Here is a 17,969-nt window from a genome sequence, read left to right as displayed (position 1 = left end):
CACATGCGCTCGACATATGCACTGAGGGGGCGAGGCTCGCGCCCCACCCCCTCAGCTCACGAGTTAGTCACTCGTCAGCGGGTTCGCCCGCCGCGGTTCACTCCTGCTCGTCGGCAACCTCGGTGACGATCTCCGCGCCCTCTTCGGTGGCGGGATCGGTGCCGAAGAACTTGCTCAGGTCGACGTCGGCGCCGTTGGTGTCCTTGACGGTGACGACCTTCAGGGCCTCGATGAGGGCCTTGGAGCGGCCCAGGTCGGCCACGACGTTGGCCATCTGCTGGGAGGAGGAGAACAGCTGGTTGATGTCGATGCCGAAGTTCTGCGACATCTGGATCGCGTAGTCGATCAGCTCCTGCTGGGAGACCTGCACGTCGAACTTCTTGGCCAGGGCCTCGGAAAGCAGCTCGGTGCGGATTTCCTTCTCGACGGCCTCGCGGGCTTCCTTCTTGGCCTTGGGCTTGGCATCCTCGCCGACGCGGTGCTCGACCTGGTGGTCGACCGCGGACTCGGGCAGGACGATCTCGACCTTGTCCAGGAGGAGGTCGATGAGGGCGTCGCGCGCGGCGAGGGCCTGCTGGGACTCCTTGGACTGGGCGGCCTGCTTCTTCAGGTCTTCCTTGAGCTCGTCGATGGTGTCGAACTCGGAGACCATCTGAGCGAAGTCGTCGTCAGCCTTGGGCAGCTCGCGGGTCTTCATGGCCTTGATGGTGATGGTCACCTCGGCCTCTTCGCCCTCGTGCTCGCCACCCTTCAGCTTGGAGGTGAAGGTGACCTCTTCGCCGGCCTTGGTGCCGCGCAGGGCGGTGTCCTGGCCGTCGAGCATGGAGCCGGAGCCGATCTCGTAGGAGACGTCGGAGGCGGAGTCAACCTGCTTGCCGTCGATGGTGGCGACCAGGTCGATGGTCGCGAAGTCGCCGGTCTTGGCCTTGCGGTTGATGGTCTTGAGGGTGGCGAAGCGGCCGCGCAGGTCCTCGAGTTCCTTCTCGACGTCCTCTTCGGTGACCTCGGTGGGCTCGACCTCGACGACGAGCTTCTCGTCGATCTCGGGCAGCTCGAAGGCGGGGACGACGTCAACCTCGGCGGTGAAGACGAGCTGGCCGCCCTGGGGGCCGGTCACGTTGGGGATCTCGGTGACGTCGACGGTGGGCTGAGCCATGGGGCGCAGGTCGTTCTCGTTGACGGCGTCCGAGTAGTGGCCGGGCAGGACCTGGTTGACGACCTGCTCGATGACGGCAGCGCGGCCGAAGCGCTGGTCGATGATGCGCGGAGGCACGTGGCCCTTACGGAAGCCGGGGATGTTGACCTGTCCGGCGATCTCCTTGTACGCCTTGTCCATTTCGGACTTCAGTTCCTCGAAGGGAACCTCAACGGTCAGACGAACCTTGGTGGGCTCGAGGGTTTCAACGGTGCTCTTCACGTGCGTACGCTCCGTAGTCTACGAATTCGGGAACGCCCATTTCGGGCGCATAACAACTCGCTTAGTGTACGCCACGACCCCGCTGATGTCCTCATTCGCGGGGCATTAGTGGGCATATCCACCCCTCTACGGCCACTTCAAGTGCGCAACGCCACACGAGCACGTACCACTCTCCCCATTCACGAGGCCGGGGCCGCCCGCGCTGCCGGGCGCACTCAGGGGGCGAGGTAGTGGGAGCGCCCTCGCACGACGGCTGCCAAGCGGGCGCGGGGCACATCGGCGACGAGGCGCACGGCGGCAGTGATCTCGCGGTGGGTCGCTCGCGCCTCGGCGTCATCTGTCGCGGTGAAGCGCGCGGTGACGCGGGGCTGGCCGGAGGCGATGGCGATGTCCCAGGATTCGAGCCGGGTGACGGATCGGACGGCGGCCTCGACTTCTTCGGGGGCACGCCCGGGTGCCAGAGTCGTGACCGTCATGATGGTGCGATAGGACGGCATGGACTCCCCCGGGATCGTACGAAAAAACCGCGACGCTGTGGCCGCGGTTGGTCGGGGTGACAGGATTTGAACCTGCGACCCTCTGCTCCCAAAGCAGATGCGCTACCAAGCTGCGCTACACCCCGTTGGACTGATGTCCGGTGCCCCATCATACGGGAAGGGGCGTTTAAATGTCGCGCACGTGGACAATACCCGCTACGATCTTCGTGTCCCCTTCGGGGGTACGCGGATGTAGCTCAATGGTAGAGCCTCTGCCTTCCAAGCAGATCACGCGGGTTCGATTCCCGTCATCCGCTCCAGCACAGGGAAAGCCCCGGGCCACTCGGCCCGGGGCTTTCCGCTCACTCACTCACGCTCACGCGCTCTCGGGGAACGTCGAGGTGTCGATGACGTAGCGGTAGCGCACGTGGGAGGCGACGATGTTGTCGTAGGCCTGCGTGATGTCCTCGCCACCGATCATCTCGACCTGCGGGATGACGCCGTGTTCGGCGCAGAAGTCCAGCATCTCCTGGGTTTCGGCGATGCCGCCGATCTGGGAGCCCGCGAAAGACTTGCCGCCGTTGACGAAGGCGCGCAGCGGCAGGGAGACGGGTTCGGTGGGCAGGCCCACGTCGACGAAGACACCGTAGGGGCGCAGGGCGGCCATGTAGCCGGCGTAGTCGAGGCCGTCGGCGGACACGGTGCACAGGATGAGATCGAAGGAGCCGCGCAGGGACTCGAGCACGCCCTCCTCGCTGGTGGCGTAGAAGTGGTCGGCGCCGAAGCGGCGGGCGTCGGCTTCCTTGGAGCGTCCGTGAGAGATGACGGAGACGTCCGCGCCCATGGCCTTGGCGATCTGCACGCCCACGTGTCCGAGGCCGCCCATGCCAAGGATGGCCACGCGCGAGCCGGGGCCCACGTTGTAGTGCTTGAGCGGCGAGTAGGTGGTGATGCCGGCGCACAGGAGGGGTGCGCAGGCGGAAAAGTCGAGGGATTCCGGCACATGCAGCGCAAAGTCCTCGCGCACGGTGAAGCCGCGCGAGTAGCCGCCGGTCGTCGGGTTGCCCTCGGCGTCGGCGCGGTAGGTCCACAGGGTGCCGGGCGTCGAGGTGCACCACTGCTCGTAGTCAGATTCGCACATCTCGCACGTGCCGCAGGAACCCACCATGCAGCCCACGCCCACGCGGTCGCCCACCTTGAACGTGGTGACGCCGGGGCCGACCTTAGAGACGGTGCCGACGAACTCGTGGCCGGGCACGAGCGGGTAGGACACGGGGCCCCACTCGCCGCGGGCGGCGTGGATGTCGGAGTGGCAGATGCCCGCGTAGGCGACGTCGAAGTAGATCTCCCCCTCGCCGGGTTCACGGATGTCGATCTGCAGGGGGTGGAACTGGGTGGTGGCATCGTCACAGCCGTATGCGATCACGCTGGGCATGAGAACTCCTTTGTCCGGTCAATTGGGTTGCTACAAGCATACTCCAATAACAAAAACCCCGGCGCACAAGCGCCGGGGCGGTGGGGTGGCTGACGGGACTCGAACCCGCGACGTCCTGGACCACAACCAGGTGCTCTACCAACTGAACTACAGCCACCATCGCGTCGCCGTGAAGGCAACGGGTAGAGCTTAGCACTACCCACCCGAGCTTGGAAACTCGAGCACTGCCCTCACGGCGGTGGCGTGCGTCACCAGTGGGCGCGAGCGGAGATCGCGTCGGCGAAGTTGCCGAGCGCGCCCGGGGTGGCACCCAGGTAGAGGTCGGCATCCACGAGGGAGACCTCCATGACCAGGAAGGAGCCCTTTCCGTCGGGGACCAGGTCCACGCGGTTGAACAGGAACTGCTCGTCGTGGCCCAGGCGCGAGCGCACGTAGCCGTGCAGGACGCGGCGAATCTCCTCGCCCCACTTCCACGCGACGGAGTCGGCCGCCTCAGCGGTCACCACGGCCTCGTGGACGTAAGGGTCGCTGACCGACGCGGGGTGCAGGGCGGAGCGCTTCTCGACGGCGTGGGAGACCAAGCCGTTGAAGAAGACGAGCGAGATCTCGCCGTGCAGGTCGATCTCCTCGACGTAGCGCTGGATCATGACGGAGCGCCCCTCCCCCAGCAGGCCCTGGACCTGGCGCATAGCGGCCTGGCGCTGGCGAGTGTCCACGGTCGTGTAGCGGCCGATGTCGCGCACGCCGGAGGACACGGCGGGCTTGACGACGAACTCGCCGAAGGCCGGGAAGCGCGTGTGGATCTGATGCTTCGACAGGTTCTGCTCAGGCTCCAGCCAGTTCGTGGGAATCGTGGGCATGCCCAGGGCGGCCAGTTCCTTGAGGTAGTGCTTGTCCGTGTTCCAGTTCAGCACGTCCGCGGAGTTCTGCACGCGACGCAGCTGCTTCGTCCACTCCAGGAACGCGGGGCGGTCGCTCGCGTAGTCGGACACGGAGCGCACGACGACCATGCCGGCCTCGGACCAGTCGACGTCGGGGTCGTTCCACACCTTAATCTGGGGGTCGCACCCGCGCGCCGCCAGCTCGTCGAGCAGACCTTCCTCGCCTTTGAAGAGGTTAGGCATGGACTTGCAGGTCACCAGGGTGACTTTGGGATGGGCCGTCATAGTTATCTTTCTATCGTGGGGATTAGTTGATTAACGAGGCATTAGCTGGGTGTTCAGCGCAGGCCGAGCGGGCGCTGCGCGGCCTCGGTCAGCAGTTCGGTCAGCAGCTCCGGGTAGGACAGGCCTGCGGCGGCCCACATCTGCGGGTACATCGAGATGGGCGTGAAACCGGGCATCGTGTTCACTTCGTTGATGATGACGGTGTCGCTGGCCTCGTCGAGGAAGAAGTCGACGCGCGCCAGGCCCTCGCACTCGAGGGCGTCGAAGGCGCGCCACGCGGTCTCGCGAATGCGATCGGCGTATTCGGGGGCGACGTCGGCCGGGCAGGACAGGCCGACCACGTCGTCCACGTACTTGTGCTCGTAGTCGTAGAACTCGCCCTCGGGGACGACGATCTCGCCCAGGGGCGCGGTGCCGCTGCGCCAGTCGGAGCGCGAGCCGAGGACGCCGCACTCGACCTCGCGGCCGGAGATCGAGGCCTCAACGATGATGCGTGGGTCGTGGTTCGCGGCCTCCTTGATGGCCACGGGCAGGTCCTCGCGGCAGGTAACGCGCGAGATGCCGACCGAGGAACCGGCGCGGCAGGGCTTGACGAAGACGGGGAAGCCCAGGCGCTCGATGCGGTCCATGCAGGCGGTGGCGTCGGCATCCCACTGGCGCGCGGTGACCAGCTCCCACTGGCCCACGTCGATACCGGCGGCTGCCAGGACGGTCTTGGTGAGGTGCTTGTCCATGGACACGGCGGAGGAGGTCACGCCGCAGCCCACGTAGCGCACGCCGGCCATCTCGAAGAGGCCCTGGATGGTGCCGTCCTCGCCGTAGGGGCCGTGCAGGAGCGGGAACACGATGTCGACGTGACCCAGGTCCTCCACGCCAATGACCCGCGAGTCCGGGGCGTCCGGGTCGCCCTCGTAGGTGAGTTCGACGAGGTTGCCCTCGCCCGGGGTCAGGGCAACGCGGGTGGATCCGGCGGTGACGGACTGGCCCTTCCCATCCTTGAATTCCAGCGCCGACGGATCATCGGCGACGCGCACCCACTGGCCGTCGCGCGTGATACCCAGCGGGATCACGTCCCACTTGGTGCGGTCGATAGCGGTCAGGATGCCGGCGGCCGTCGAGCACGAGATCTCATGCTCGGAGGAGCGTCCACCGAAGACGATGAGGACGCGAGGACGAGAAATTGCAGTCATGGGTCCAAGACTACCGCGCGGGAGGCTTTTCACGCCCGCGTGCGCGGCGTTTAGACCAGCTCGATCTTCCAGCCGTCCATCTTCTGCGGGCGTGCGAGCAGCATGCGCCCCATGTCCTCGATACTCGCGCGTCCCTCGACGACCTCAACGACGGCGCCCGTAATCGGCATGTCCACGCCGACGGAGGCCGCGACCTGGAGGATCGGCGAGGCCGAGGCAACACCCTCGACGACGCCCGGGGACAGGGCCAGGGCCTCAGCCAGTCCCATACCGGAGCCCAGGCGGTGGCCGAGGGAGAAGTTACGCGACAGGCGCGAGGAGCAGGTGGCCACGAGGTCGCCGATGCCCGACAGGCCCGCAAAGGTCACGGGATCGGCGCCGAGCGCGGTGCCCAGGCGCGTCATTTCCGCCAGGCCGCGGGTGATGAGGGTCGAGCGCGTGTTGATGCCCAGGCCCATGCCCTCGGCGGCGCCGATCGCCACCGCGATGACGTTCTTGGTGGCGCCCGCCATCTCAGTACCCACGACGTCGGTGGACACGTAGGGGCGGAAGTAGGAGTTGTGGCAGGCCTTCGCGATCTCCTTGGCCAGCTCCACGTCGGTTGCAGCCACGACCGTGGCCGTGGGCTGGCGCTCCGCGATCTCACGCGAGAGGTTCGGGCCGGACAGGACGGCGATGCGGCTACTCGGCACGCCCGAGGCCTCGGCGATGATCTCGTCGACACGCTTGAGCGAGCCAAGCTCCAGGCCCTTGGCCAGGGACAGCAGGGCGACGTCGGGGGCGAAAGACTCGCGCGCGGCGCTCAGGGTGGCACGCACGGCCTTGACGGGCACGGCGACGACGACGAGAGAGCGACCAGCGACGGCCTCGGCGATGTCCGTGGTCGCGCTGATGCGCTCCGAGAGGGCAATCCCCGGCAGGTACGTCGGGTTCTCTCCCCCGTTGATGAACGCAATCGTGTCGGCGTTACGCCCCCACATCGTCACGCTCACGCCCGCGTCGGCGAGGACCTGCGCGAACGTCGTTCCCCATGCACCCGTTCCCAGGACCGCTGCTGTTGTCATACTCATCGAGACCTCCCTGTCGAGGCCATTCTACTAGGATTGAAACAACCGACCCGCACCAGGAGGAACTGTGTCTCACCGTCGAGTCCTCGCCGCGAGCGCGGCCGCCTCCCTGCTCCTGTTGGGTGCGTGCGCGCCCGGAGCACCAACGGACGCGTCTCAGTCAGCCGCGGCCTCGCCGAGCGGCTCCCCCTCCCCCACGGCGTCTGCGACCGCGAGCGCGACGCCGGAGGAAACGCCGACGGCCGAGCCCGGTCTGGACGCAACCAAGCCGATCAACGCCGACAACTGGATGTCGAGCGTGGAGGGGTTGCCTCCGGTGCGCTCGGATGACCCGGCGAAGGCTTTGGCGCTGACGGGGATTCGCGCGGCGACGCACGAGGATTTCACGCGGGTCGTGCTCGAGTTTTCGGGCAAGGGAACGCCGGGGGTGTGGCGTGCCGCCTGGACGGATGAGGCCGTGGAACAGGGCCGAGGCCTGCCCATCGACGTCGAGGGCGAGGCTGTCTTGGATCTGGTCATCGACGGCACGCCGATGACGGCGTCCGAGACCCCCTACCCGGGCGGGACGCACACGCGCGTTGGCGACCTGGACGTCGTCTCGGACGGTACCTTCGAGGACAACACGCACGTCGTCATCGGGGCGCCGACCTCGCGCCAATTCCAGATCGGATTCTTGTCCGACCCGGTGCGCATGGTGATCGATATCCGCGATTAGCCCTTCTTGCGGGCCTTCTTCGCCTTCTTGGCCTTCTTCGCGAGCTCTTCTTCCCACCAGGGGCCGGCCTGCGTGGCGGGGTCCCACACCTGCTCGGGGACGGGCAGTCCACGCAGCTTACCCACGCCCGCGCGCACGGCGTCGCTGATGCGCTTGGTCGCCTCGTTGACGGCCTCGTGATCCTCCGAGCCTGCGGGGCTCATGAGGTCCGAGAGGTCGACGGGCTCGCCGAAGTGGTAGGCGACGCGTCGGCCCGGGCGCATGTCAATGCCCTTGGCGTTGTAGGGGGCCATGATGTCCTGCGGCCCCCACTGCGAGACGGGAATGACGGGCACGCCCGTATCGAGGGCCAGGCGGGCGGCACCCGACTTGAACTCCATCGGCCACTGGTCGGGGTCACGCGTGAGAGTGCCCTCGGGGAAGATGCCGACAACCTCGCCGGCTTTCAGGGCCTCGCGCGTGGGTGCCAGGACCGCCGAGGGGTTGGAGTCGCGGTTGACGGGGATCAGGCCCATGCCCTTGATGATCCAGCCGAAGACCGGGACGGAGAACATCGACTTCTTCGCCAGGAAGCGCACGGCGGTGTCGCGCTTCATGAAGTACCAGCACAGGCACAGCGGGTCCACGTTGGACAGGTGGTTGGGCACCAGGAGGAAGCCGCCCTCGGCGGGCAGGTTCTCTTCGCCCGTCACGGTGAACTTGATCCAGGGCGTCATGATGGGCGTCAGGACGCCCTTGGCGAAGGTGTAAAAGCCGGAGACAGCACTCATGGCTTCATTCTACGGGGACCGCTCCCCCATTGCGCTGGCCCACACGGACCTCACACCAGGACGGATACGACCCCGGGGGCGACATCGACGGTGAAGGGGATCGAGGCGATGCGGTCACCGTCCGCCATGGCGATCATGCCTGCGGGGGCGGCGAAGGAAACGACGCGGGCGCTTTCCACCTCGATGGCCGGGTGTGCCTTCGCGCGTCCGGCGACGACGCGGGCGAGCACCGGCAGGGCGCGAGACAGCGACAGAGGGCCAACGTGGCACACCTCGAGGACGCCGTCGCTCATGTCCGAGGAGTCCACCAGGGTGATGCCGCCGCCGAAACGTCCGGAGTTGGACACCGACGCGATCCACCCGCTCATGTTGCGCTCGACCCCGTCCACGGTCGCCACGATCTCGGTGGGTTCGTGCGAGGCCAGGGCCGCGAAGGCGCCGTACCCGTAGGCCAGCGGACCCGAGGTGAGAGAGGATTCGTTCGCGAGAATATTCGCGCGCGCATCCAGGCCTATCGAGACGATGCCGAGAGCCAGGCGCACCCCGTCGCGCGAGCGCACCCACATGCCGTCCAGGGGACGCACCCGGGAGGCCAGCCACTCCGAGGAGTCGGCCCCGGCCTCGTCGGAAGAAAAACCCAGCGGAGCCAGGGAACGCGCGCGCACCAGCGGGTCCGTGCCAATCCCCAGCGCGCGGCACAGGTCGTTGCCGCGCCCGCCCGGCATGGGAACGAAGATCGCGTCGGACTCGTGACACCCGCGCGCCACCGCGCCCAGGTACCCGTCCCCGCCCAGAGCCGCGACGAAGGATCCGGACGCGACCTCGCCGGCGATCGCCGCCGGGTCGTCACCGGGAGTCGTCAGGCGAACCGCGACCTCCCAGCCGCCGCCGCGCAGGATGCGCACGATGCGCGGCCCCAGACGCACGCTGCGCCCGCCCGCCGACATCGACGAGACGAGCAACAAAATGCTGCGGCGCACGCCCGATGCGGCCATGATCTCAGGCGTCCAGGTAGCGCACGCGAGCGTCCAGCTGGTGGAGCTTGCGCGTGAAGTGCTCGTAGCCGCGCGAAATCACGTCAATACCCGACACGGTAGACGTGCCCGACGCGGCCAGGGCCGCGATCAGGTGGGAGAAGCCGCCGCGCAGGTCCGGAACCTCGATATCCGCGCTGTGCAGCGGGGTCGGGCCCGAGATGACGGCCGAGTGGTAGTAGTTCTTCTGGCCAAAGCGGCAGGGTGTCCCACCCAGGCACTCGCGGTAGACCTGGATGTTCGCACCCATCTTGCGCAGCGCCTCGGTGAAGCCGAAACGGTTCTCGTACACGGTCTCGTGCACGATCGACAGGCCCTCGGCCTGCGTGAGGGCCACGACGAGGGGTTGCTGCCAGTCCGTCATGAAGCCCGGGTGCACGGCCGTCTCCAGGGCGATCGAGTGCAGCGGCTCGCCCGGGTGGTAGAAGCGGATGCCGTCGGCGTCGATATCGAAGGCACCGCCCACCTTGCGGAAGGTGTTGAGGAACGTCGTCATATCGGGCTGGTGAGCGCCGCGCACGTAGATGTCGCCGCGGGTGGCCAGGGCAGCCGCGGCCCACGAGGCCGCCTCGATGCGATCCGGCAAAGCCGTGTGACGGTAGCCGTTCAGCTTCGCAACGCCCTCGATGCGGATCGTGCGGTCCGTGTCCACCGAGATGATGGCGCCCATCTTCTGCAGGACGTTGATGAGGTCGAGGATCTCGGGCTCAATGGCCGCGCCCTTCAGGGTCGTGATGCCCTCATTGCGCACGGCCGTGAGCAGCGTCTGCTCGGTCGCGCCCACGGACGGGAAGGGCAGCTCAATGATCGCGCCGTGCAGGCCGGTAGCGGGGCGCTTGATGTGCACGCCGTCGGGCTGCTTGTCGACGATCGCGCCGAACTTGCGCAGCGTCTCCAGGTGGAAGTCGATGGGACGGCCACCGATCGCGCAACCGCCCAGCTCGGGGATGAAGGCCTCACCCAGCTGGTGCAGCAGCGGGCCGCAGAACAGGATCGGGATACGCGAGGCGCCCGCGAGCGTATCGATGTCAGAGCGCGAGGCGATCTTGACGTTCGAGGGGTCCATGCGCAGCGTGCCGCGATCCTGATCGAAGTCGATCTGGACGCCGTGCAGGCTCAGCAAGTCCGAGACGACGTCGGTGTCGCGGATGAGCGGCACGTTGTAGAGCTCAGAGGGGGTGTCGGCGAGCAGCGACGCAACCATCGCCTTGGGGACGAAGTTTTTCGCGCCGCGCACCGTGATCTCACCGCGCAGCGGATGGCCGCCCTCAACCTGAAGGATCGATGACATGAGTGCTCCTCACTATGACGTAACTGGCCCCTACTCTAGCTAGGTAGGGGCCAGTATGCGCAGTGCGTTCAGTCGCGAGCCGACACAACTTCTTCCTTGGGCAAGAATTTCGCCGGGAGCGTGCGCGGTTTGAAGGACGGGCGCGCGGCCTCGTAAGCCGCGATCTCGTCCTCGTGGCGCAAGGTCAGGGCGATATCATCGAGGCCCTCCATGAGGGTCCAGCGCACATAGTCGTCGATCTGGAAGGTGCCCGAGATCGCACCGGCGCGCCACGTCTTGTCCTCCAGGGAGACGGTCACCTCGGTGCCGGGCTCGGCCTCGAGGAGCTTCCACAGGGACTCGCAGTCCTCCTGGGAGATGATGCCGGTGACCAGGCCCTGCTTGCCGGAGTTTCCGCGGAAAATGTCTGCGAACTTGGGGGCCAGAACGACGCGGAAGCCGTAGTCCTTGAGGGCCCACACGGCGTGCTCGCGCGAGGAGCCGGTGCCGAAGTCGGGGCCCGCGATCAGGACGGAGCCGTTCTTGTAAGCATCCTGGTTGAGGACGAACTCCGGGTCGCCACGCCAGGCCGCGAAGAGAGCGTCCTCGAAGCCCGTACGGGTCACGCGCTTGAGGTAGACGGCGGGGATGATCTGGTCGGTATCAACGTTGGAGCGGCGCAGCGGGACGCCGATGCCGGTGTGGGTGATGAACTTTTCCATGGGTGGTTGAGTCTTTTCTTCCGTGGGGGACGGGGCCGGGGCCCTCCCCCGCTGTCGGGTTGCGGAGGGCGGGCCTCAGAGGTCGGCCGGGGAGGACAGGGTGCCACGCACGGCGGTGGCGGCCGCAACGAGCGGAGACACCAGGTGCGTACGGCTGCCCTTGCCCTGGCGGCCTTCGAAGTTGCGGTTGGAGGTGGAGGCCGAACGGTCTCCCGCGTTCATCGTGTCGGGGTTCATGCCCAGGCACATGGAGCAACCGGCGTTGCGCCATTCGGCGCCGAAGTCGGTGAAGATCTTGTCGAGGCCCTCGGCCTCGGCCTGGAGGCGCACACGGGCGGAGCCGGGCACGACCATGACGCGCACGCCCTCGGCCTTGCGGCGGCCCTTGAAGATGCCGGCGGCGGCGCGCAGGTCTTCGATGCGGCCGTTGGTGCAGCTGCCGATGAAGACGGTGTTCACGGCGATGTCGCGCATCGGGGTGCCGGCCTTGAGGTCCATGTACTCGAGGGCGCGCTCGGCGGCCGCGCGGGCCGTCTCGTCGGTGAAGTCCTCGGGGGCGGGGACGGTCGCGGACAGCGGCACGCCCTGGCCCGGGTTGGTGCCCCAGGTGACGAAGGGTTCGATGTCGGCGGCCTCGAGGATAACCTCGGCGTCGAAGACGGCGTCCTCGTCGGAGGCCAGCGAGGACCAGTATTCGACGGCGCGATCCCAGTCCTCGCCCTCGGGGGCGTGGGGGCGGCCCTTGATGTAGTCGAAGGTCGTCTGGTCGGGGGCGATCATGCCGGCGCGGGCACCCGCCTCGATCGACATGTTGCAAATCGTCATACGGCCCTCCATGGAGAGCTCGCGGATCGCCTGACCGCGGTATTCCAGGACGTAACCCTGGCCGCCGCCGGTGCCGATCTTCGCGATGACGGCGAGGATGATGTCCTTGGCCGTCGATCCCTCAGGCAGGGAGCCGTTGACGGTAATCGCCATGGTCTTAAAGGGGACCATCGGCAGGGTCTGGGTGGCGAGCACGTGCTCAACCTGGCTGGTGCCGATGCCGAAGGCCAGTGCGCCGAACGCACCGTGCGTGGAGGTGTGGGAGTCGCCGCACACGATGGTCATGCCGGGTTGGGTCAGGCCCAGCTGAGGGCCGACGACGTGAACGATGCCCTGGTCGGCGTCGCCCAGGGAGTGCAGGCGCACGCCGAACTCCTCGGCGTTCTTGCGCAGAGTGTCGATCTGAGTGCGGCTCGTGATGTCCGCGATCGGCTGGTCGATATTGATCGTGGGCGTGTTGTGGTCCTCGGTCGCGATCGTCAGATCGGGGCGACGCACCTGGCGTCCGGCGAGGCGCAGGCCCTCAAAAGCCTGGGGGCTCGTCACTTCGTGCACGAGGTGGAGGTCGATGTAGAGCAGGTCGGGGGCGCCGTTCTCCCCCTTGGACACGATGTGGTCGCGCCACACCTTTTCTGCCATCGTTCCGCTCATTGTTCCTCCTCTGTTCTCCGCTTTGGAGACACGGTGTCATTCATGCTTCGCAATCAATGGAACCGCCTCATCGGCCGAGCGACCCGCTGATCTCACGTCTCGGACGCCGCTTTGACCTGTTTCACTATCCGACAATTTGCCATCTCAAAAGCTGAGATATTAAATAGTTGTATGGAAGAGCAAACATCCAGTGGCGTTGGCGTTCTCGATAAGGCTGCGTTGGTTCTCAGCGCTCTCGAGGCGGGACCCGCCACCCTCGCCCAACTCGTTTCCAGCACGGGGCTTGCTCGCCCCACCGCCCATCGACTGGCCGTCGCTCTCGAATATCACCGCATGGTCGCCCGCGACATGCAGGGACGTTTTATTCTCGGCCCCCGCCTCCAGGAACTCTCCTCCGCCGCCGGCGAAGACCGCCTCCTCCAGGCCTCCATGCCGGTCCTTCAGGCTCTTCGCGACCACACGAAGGAATCCTCCCAGCTCTTCCGCCGCCAGGGCGACTACCGCGTGTGCGTGGCCGCCTCCGAACGCGAGATGGGCCTGCGCGACTCGATCCCCGTGGGTGCCACGCTCTCCATGAGCGCCGGCTCCGCCGCCCAGGTCCTGCTGGCCTGGGAGGAGCCCGACCGCCTGCACCGCGGCCTGTACGGCGCCTCCTTCAACGCCACCATGCTCTCCGAGGTGCGCCGCCGCGGCTGGGCACAGTCCGTGGGCGAGCGAGAGCCGGGCGTCGCCTCCGTGTCCGCCCCCGTGCGCGGCCCCTCCGGCCGCGTCCTGGCCGCCCTGTCTATCTCCGGCCCCATCGAGCGCATGGGTCGCCAGCCCGGACGCCAGCACGGCCCCTCCGTCATGGCGGCCGCCAACAGGCTCACGGAATTCCTCTCCACCGTCGAGGACGCCGCAGACCTGTAAGCTGCGACCGCAGAGCAGACAAACGGGTGGGCCGGGACGACTGAATCGTCCCGGCCCACCCGTTTGCGTAGCGATCCGCTAGGCGACCCAGCGACCCGAACCATCAAAGGTGTAGGCGGTGCCGCCGATCACGACTCGTCCGGTTGCCATGGCACCCGACGGGTGGCAGAAGTACCAGCTGCCGCCGTCCTTCACCCATCCGATCGCCATCTGGCCAGATTCCGTCAGGTAGTACCACTGACCACCCACGGCGGCCCAGCCGGTCGCCATCGAGCCATTGCCGTTCAGGTAGAACCAGGCGCCGCCCAGGTTCACCCAGCCGCTCGCCATCGCACCACTGGCGTTCAGGTAGTACCAGGTGTCGCCGTCCTTCAGCCAGCCGGTGGCCATGGCTCCGGTGTCGGGATCCAGGTAGTACCAGGTGCCGCCGACGGCGGTCCAGCCGGTCGCCATCGCGCCAGACGGGGCGTAGTAGCGCCACGCGCCATCCTCGACCTGCCAGCCGGTCTTCATCCAGCCATTCGCATCGAAGGAGTACGTGACGCCGTCACGGACAACGCGCTCGTTGGCCGGGTAGGTCCCATCCGGGTAGCGAAGCCACCAACGGCCATCACCCGAGGCAACCCACTGCGCGGCAGCCGGATCCGGCTCCGGGGTGACGGTGGGATCAATGCGATCGCCTGCGGCCTGCGTGAAGACGGCGACCGTGCGAGCGGGAACCGTGACGGAGCCCGTCTTCGCATCGAAGGACGCGCCCTTGACGGTCTCGTCCGAGCCGTTCGCCTGGGCCTCGTGCAGCTTGAAGACGCGCCCAGCCAGGCCATCAACAGCTGTCGTCACGGTCTTGTCTGTCGCGTTGAAGACGACGAGCGCGCCGTCGAGCTTCGAGTCGATGTCGTTCCCGGCTCCGGCCTCGTCGTTGATGAGCATGACGATCGTGCCGTCCACGGCAGCCTCACCCGAGTTGGGGAAGGTCACCTTGGAGCGGACCAGATCCGCGCTGCCCAGCGTGAACAGGCGCGAGGAGGAACGCACGCGCAGGAAGTCCATCGCGATTTCCGAGGAGGTGTCGATCTGCTCCGGGGTCGGCTTCAGATCGGGGTTCTCCAGCAGCGGGCGCATGTGATCCCAGGCCGCGCCGTTCTTCGACTTGACCGGCAGGCCACGGCCAAAACCGTTGTCGCGCATCGACCAGTCGATCGCGTTGAAGTGATCTCCGGAGTTGTAGGAGTCGCGGTCCAGGGACTTCGAGCGCAGCATCTCCGTGCCCGAGGCCCAGAAGGAAGGCGACTGCGACAGGGCCACGGAGGCCTGGCTGATCAGCGACATGCGCACGCGGTGATCCATCGGAGCATCCGCCGGCATCTTGTAGGTGACCAGGTCGAAGAGCGTCTCGTTGTCGTGGGCATCCACGTAGTTGACGTTCTCGGCGGGCTGGGAGGCGAAGCCGGCGCCCTGGCCGTTGTAGTCCAGCTGCGCACCCGACACGGTCTTGCCGTCGTAGGTCGTCAGCGTGTAGTCCTTCAGGTTGCCCGCCAGGCCAAGCTTCACGAGGTCCACGCGGTGCAGATAATCGGCGCGACGATCCGCCTCGGAGCGGGTATCGAGACCGTTGAGGTCCGAGAATGCGCCCGAGCCAAAGCCCTGCAGCACGCGGTGGTCCTCGTCGAAGGGGCCGCCACCGTGCACGGCGTCACGCAGGCGGTCGTTGAACGCACCAATGCCGGTGCCATCCAGCTGTCCCTGCGTGGCCTGGGTGAACAGCGCGTTGTTCGCGACCTCACCGAAGTTCCAGCCCTCGCCGTAGATGTACAGGCGCGAGCCGTCCACGCCGTCCTTCTCCAGGGTGAGGGAGGACAGGGCCGCCTTCGCGCGCTTCATCTCCTCGGCCGGGTGGTGGCCCATGAGGTCGAAGCGGAAGCCGTCGACGTGGTAGTACTTCGCCCAGTGGATCATCGAGTCGATCATGAGGTGCTCGCTCATCGCGTTTTCGGTCGCGACGTTGGAGCAACAGGTCGAGGTCTCGACACCGCCGGTGGCGTTCAGGCGCTGGTAGTAGCCGGGCACGACGCGGTCAAGCACGGAGTGGGCGGACTGACCCGCCGCGGGCGTGTGGTTGTAGACCTGGTCGAGGACGACCTGCATGCCGATCGAGTGCAGACCACCCACCATGGAGCGGAACTCGCGCACGCGCGCGCCGCCGTTCTGTTGGGACGAGGTCGCGTACGAGCCCTCGGGGGCCATCCAGTGCAGCGGGTCGTAGCCCCAGTTGTAGGCGTCCTGGTCGGCAACGGCCGTGACCGCCGCCTGCTGCTCCTCGGACGCCGGGCCGGCATCCTCGGGGATCGCGGGCGTCTTCTGGTCGGCGCGCTTCTCAGGGATGGTCGCGATGTCGAAAGTGGGCAGCAGGTGCACCGTGTTCATGCCGGCGCGCGACAGCTCAGCCAGGTGACGCATGCCGTTGGACTGGAACTGCGTGAAGGCCATGTAGGTGCCGCGCATGTACTCGGGCACCGACGTATCCGCGGCGGAGAAGTCGCGCACGTGCAGCTCGTAGATGGAGCGCTGAGCGTCGTCCTCGATGACGGGGGCCTTGGAGTCCGTCCACATCGAGGGGGCGATCGACGGGTTGTCCATGTTGACGGCGACGGAGCGCGTGGAGTCGACGGTCAGAGCCACCGAGTAGGGGTCGGTCACGAGGTTCGTCTCGACCTTGCCCGTCTCGGGCACGTAGACACTGACCTCCCACAGGTACTGGGCACCCTCGTGGATCTCGCCGGCAGCGTTGTCCACGCTCCAGCGGCCGTCCTCGCCGCGCACGGCGGCGGTACGCAGGCCGTCACCCTGCACGTCGGCGTCGGAGCCGCGCGGGGTCGAGGTGTTCCACGACAGCAGGGTCACGTTCTTAGCGGTCGGTGCCCACAGCGCGAACGTCGGGTTACCCGCCTCGTTCCAGCCCACGCCGTACGAGGCCTGGGTGGCCTTCGCAGCGTACAGCGAGTCGAGGACGGGAGCGATCTGCACGCCGGTGAAGGCATTGACGCTCTCCCCCGACTTCTGGGCGACCGCGATCTGGCCGGTGAGGGCCTCGCGAGCCCCGGCCTCGTCAAGGGAAGCCTTCAGGGCGATGTAGCCGTTGAGATTCGGGTGGGCCGTCGTCACATCGGCGGGCAGGTCGCCCGCGACGGTCAGGGTGCTCGTCGAAGCGCCCGTGACGGCACCATCAGCCAGGCCAGCGCCACCCTCGGGGGCGGTCACCAGCTCGTAGGAGAGCTTCACGGAACCGTCGAGGACCTGCGCGCGGGTCACGCCCTCGGGGAGCAGCGACGTCGGCCACGCGAGAATGTTCGAGGTCACCCAGTAGGCGCGCTGCTCGCCGGCGCCCGCGACCGGGGCGTCAGCGCTCGCGATGTCGACCTTGTGCGTCTGAGAATCGTAGGTGAAGGTCACGAGCTTGTTCGCTTTCGTTGCAAACTGGTAGTTGGCACCGCCGATGGCGCCATCTTGCCCGTAATTCTCGTTGTCGGACCCGCCAACGGCAACCTTGAACTCGTAGTCGCCCTCAGGCAGCGCGGTGGTGGCGTAGGTGTAGGTCCCGTCCCCCACCGGCTCCATGAGGGGTGCCAGGCATTCGGGCTTCCAGTTGTCCGTGCAGCCCAGCGCCTTCTGGAAAGAGCCAGGCAGCGTCACCATCTGGTCGGTGGCGGTGTTCCACACGCGGTGCGTCGCACGGTTGTAGAAGAAGGTGACGGACGTCGTCTCGGTCAGGGTGTAGGAGATGTTCGCTCCCCCCGCAGCGCCCCCGGCACCAAACGACGTGTCCCACGAGCCGCCCTCGGCAACCTTGTACTGGTAATCGCCGGCCGGCAGCGTGAACGTCGCACTGTACACGCCCGTCGCGTCGCGCTTGAGCACAGCCTTATCGCAGGCAGGTGCCCAGTCCGCGTCGCATCCCATCGCCGCGTTGTGGTTACCGGGAATTGTCACCAGCACGTCGGCGGCGGCGCCAGCAGCTCCCGCGTCGGCAGCAGTCGCATCGTTTCCCCCGTTTGACGTTTCCGTCCCGGGCGCGGCCCACGCGGTTGGAAGTACACCTCCCATCAGCGCGATAGCAGCGCCAACGCCCAACGTTCGGCGCAGCATTGTCCTATTGAGTCGGTATGTCACGACAGACTCCCTCGTCCAAAAGCGGTCCCCTCCCATGGGGGCTGCTCCTAGGTTAGACACACTGCAACAGTTCCGAAACTTTTCTGCAAAGCACAAGGAAATACGCGGACCGATCGGTTAACAAAAACCTCGCCACCGCTCAGGTGACGAGGTCA

The 17,969-nt window shown here is 67.0% G+C and carries 14 protein-coding genes and 3 tRNA genes; 3 read left to right on the top strand and 14 right to left on the bottom strand.

The window, feature by feature from the left end; all coding sequences use genetic code 11:
- Positions 1 to 97: 97 nt before the first annotated feature.
- From tig to FBF35_RS03860, 3 genes are all read right to left on the bottom strand, one after another.
- Positions 98 to 1,417: a trigger factor gene (gene tig / locus FBF35_RS03870; protein ID WP_060566815.1), complete on the bottom strand. Its 1,320-nt coding sequence runs from the start codon at positions 1,415 to 1,417 to the stop codon at positions 98 to 100.
- Positions 1,418 to 1,632: 215 nt separating this feature from the next.
- The gene (locus tag FBF35_RS03865; protein WP_060566812.1) at positions 1,633 to 1,914 is read right to left on the bottom strand and encodes a hypothetical protein; all 282 of its coding nucleotides are present in this window, start codon (positions 1,912 to 1,914) and stop codon (positions 1,633 to 1,635) included.
- Between the two features lie 48 nt (positions 1,915 to 1,962).
- A tRNA-Pro gene (locus tag FBF35_RS03860) sits at positions 1,963 to 2,039 on the bottom strand.
- 100 nt (positions 2,040 to 2,139) lie between these two features.
- On the opposite strand from FBF35_RS03860, the gene FBF35_RS03855 reads away from it, so the two are divergent.
- Positions 2,140 to 2,213 (top strand) — tRNA-Gly (locus tag FBF35_RS03855).
- Positions 2,214 to 2,269: 56 nt separating this feature from the next.
- On the opposite strand, the gene FBF35_RS03850 is transcribed toward FBF35_RS03855, so the two are convergent.
- The 5 genes from FBF35_RS03850 to FBF35_RS03830 all read right to left on the bottom strand — a co-directional run bounded on the left by FBF35_RS03850 (position 2,270) and on the right by FBF35_RS03830 (position 6,754).
- Positions 2,270 to 3,328, bottom strand: a complete 1,059-nt coding sequence (locus FBF35_RS03850; RefSeq protein WP_060566809.1) for an NAD(P)-dependent alcohol dehydrogenase — start codon at positions 3,326 to 3,328, stop codon at positions 2,270 to 2,272.
- 81 nt (positions 3,329 to 3,409) lie between these two features.
- Positions 3,410 to 3,485 (bottom strand) — tRNA-His (locus FBF35_RS03845).
- 91 nt (positions 3,486 to 3,576) lie between these two features.
- Positions 3,577 to 4,494 carry a RimK family alpha-L-glutamate ligase gene (locus FBF35_RS03840; RefSeq protein WP_060566807.1) on the bottom strand — a complete coding sequence of 306 codons (918 nt, stop codon included), beginning with the start codon at positions 4,492 to 4,494 and terminating at the stop codon, positions 3,577 to 3,579.
- Positions 4,495 to 4,547: 53 nt separating this feature from the next.
- Positions 4,548 to 5,684 carry a D-alanine--D-alanine ligase family protein gene (locus FBF35_RS03835; protein WP_034467314.1) on the bottom strand — a complete coding sequence of 379 codons (1,137 nt, stop codon included), beginning with the start codon at positions 5,682 to 5,684 and terminating at the stop codon, positions 4,548 to 4,550.
- 50 nt (positions 5,685 to 5,734) lie between these two features.
- Positions 5,735 to 6,754: an NAD(P)H-dependent glycerol-3-phosphate dehydrogenase gene (locus tag FBF35_RS03830; protein ID WP_060566803.1), complete on the bottom strand. Its 1,020-nt coding sequence runs from the start codon at positions 6,752 to 6,754 to the stop codon at positions 5,735 to 5,737.
- A gap of 64 nt (positions 6,755 to 6,818) precedes the next feature.
- Between FBF35_RS03830 and FBF35_RS03820 the strand changes: the two genes are divergently transcribed.
- A complete protein-coding gene (locus tag FBF35_RS03820) occupies positions 6,819 to 7,466 on the top strand; it encodes a hypothetical protein (RefSeq protein ID WP_241772558.1) in 648 nt (215 codons plus the stop codon).
- Here the strand turns inward: FBF35_RS03820 and FBF35_RS03815 are convergent.
- The 5 genes from FBF35_RS03815 to leuC all read right to left on the bottom strand — a co-directional run bounded on the left by FBF35_RS03815 (position 7,463) and on the right by leuC (position 12,738).
- A complete protein-coding gene (locus tag FBF35_RS03815; protein WP_060566800.1) occupies positions 7,463 to 8,236 on the bottom strand; it encodes a lysophospholipid acyltransferase family protein in 774 nt (257 codons plus the stop codon). The genes FBF35_RS03820 and FBF35_RS03815 overlap by 4 nt on opposite strands.
- Positions 8,237 to 8,286: 50 nt before the next feature.
- Complete coding sequence (locus FBF35_RS03810) at positions 8,287 to 9,231, bottom strand: diacylglycerol/lipid kinase family protein (RefSeq protein ID WP_060566798.1); 945 nt, start codon at positions 9,229 to 9,231, stop codon at positions 8,287 to 8,289.
- Positions 9,232 to 9,235: 4 nt separating this feature from the next.
- Entirely contained in the window at positions 9,236 to 10,561 is a 1,326-nt protein-coding gene (gene murA, locus FBF35_RS03805) for a UDP-N-acetylglucosamine 1-carboxyvinyltransferase (RefSeq protein ID WP_048671022.1), read from the bottom strand.
- 68 nt (positions 10,562 to 10,629) lie between these two features.
- The gene (leuD, locus tag FBF35_RS03800; protein WP_060566795.1) at positions 10,630 to 11,262 is read right to left on the bottom strand and encodes a 3-isopropylmalate dehydratase small subunit; all 633 of its coding nucleotides are present in this window, start codon (positions 11,260 to 11,262) and stop codon (positions 10,630 to 10,632) included.
- A gap of 75 nt (positions 11,263 to 11,337) precedes the next feature.
- Positions 11,338 to 12,738: a 3-isopropylmalate dehydratase large subunit gene (gene leuC / locus FBF35_RS03795; protein WP_138134103.1), complete on the bottom strand. Its 1,401-nt coding sequence runs from the start codon at positions 12,736 to 12,738 to the stop codon at positions 11,338 to 11,340.
- Positions 12,739 to 12,909: 171 nt separating this feature from the next.
- Between leuC and FBF35_RS03790 the strand changes: the two genes are divergently transcribed.
- Positions 12,910 to 13,647: an IclR family transcriptional regulator gene (locus tag FBF35_RS03790; RefSeq protein WP_003793025.1), complete on the top strand. Its 738-nt coding sequence runs from the start codon at positions 12,910 to 12,912 to the stop codon at positions 13,645 to 13,647.
- A gap of 78 nt (positions 13,648 to 13,725) precedes the next feature.
- Here FBF35_RS03790 and pulA read toward each other — a convergent pair whose 3' ends face one another.
- The gene (pulA, locus tag FBF35_RS03785; protein ID WP_241772557.1) at positions 13,726 to 17,850 is read right to left on the bottom strand and encodes a pullulanase-type alpha-1,6-glucosidase; all 4,125 of its coding nucleotides are present in this window, start codon (positions 17,848 to 17,850) and stop codon (positions 13,726 to 13,728) included.
- Positions 17,851 to 17,969 lie beyond the last annotated feature (119 nt).

The organism is Schaalia odontolytica (assembly GCF_005696695.1).
GTDB lineage: Bacteria > Actinomycetota > Actinomycetes > Actinomycetales > Actinomycetaceae > Pauljensenia > Pauljensenia odontolytica_C.
This window is presented reverse-complemented; position numbering and strand designations above follow the sequence as displayed.

Excerpts from the sequence above, each read along its gene's own strand:
- FBF35_RS03865 (WP_060566812.1), bottom strand. The coding sequence starts at position 1,914 with ATGCCGTCCTATCGCACCATCATGACGGTCACGACTCTGGCACCCGGG.
- FBF35_RS03835 (WP_034467314.1), bottom strand. The coding sequence starts at position 5,684 with ATGACTGCAATTTCTCGTCCTCGCGTCCTCATCGTCTTCGGTGGACGC.
- leuD (WP_060566795.1), bottom strand. The coding sequence starts at position 11,262 with ATGGAAAAGTTCATCACCCACACCGGCATCGGCGTCCCGCTGCGCCGC.
- FBF35_RS03850 (WP_060566809.1), bottom strand. The coding sequence starts at position 3,328 with ATGCCCAGCGTGATCGCATACGGCTGTGACGATGCCACCACCCAGTTC.
- leuC (WP_138134103.1), bottom strand. The coding sequence starts at position 12,738 with ATGAGCGGAACGATGGCAGAAAAGGTGTGGCGCGACCACATCGTGTCC.
- FBF35_RS03830 (WP_060566803.1), bottom strand. The coding sequence starts at position 6,754 with ATGAGTATGACAACAGCAGCGGTCCTGGGAACGGGTGCATGGGGAACG.
- FBF35_RS03810 (WP_060566798.1), bottom strand. The coding sequence starts at position 9,231 with ATGGCCGCATCGGGCGTGCGCCGCAGCATTTTGTTGCTCGTCTCGTCG.
- FBF35_RS03815 (WP_060566800.1), bottom strand. The coding sequence starts at position 8,236 with ATGAGTGCTGTCTCCGGCTTTTACACCTTCGCCAAGGGCGTCCTGACG.
- FBF35_RS03840 (WP_060566807.1), bottom strand. The coding sequence starts at position 4,494 with ATGACGGCCCATCCCAAAGTCACCCTGGTGACCTGCAAGTCCATGCCT.
- pulA (WP_241772557.1), bottom strand. The coding sequence starts at position 17,850 with ATGGGAGGGGACCGCTTTTGGACGAGGGAGTCTGTCGTGACATACCGA.
- FBF35_RS03790 (WP_003793025.1), top strand. The coding sequence starts at position 12,910 with ATGGAAGAGCAAACATCCAGTGGCGTTGGCGTTCTCGATAAGGCTGCG.
- murA (WP_048671022.1), bottom strand. The coding sequence starts at position 10,561 with ATGTCATCGATCCTTCAGGTTGAGGGCGGCCATCCGCTGCGCGGTGAG.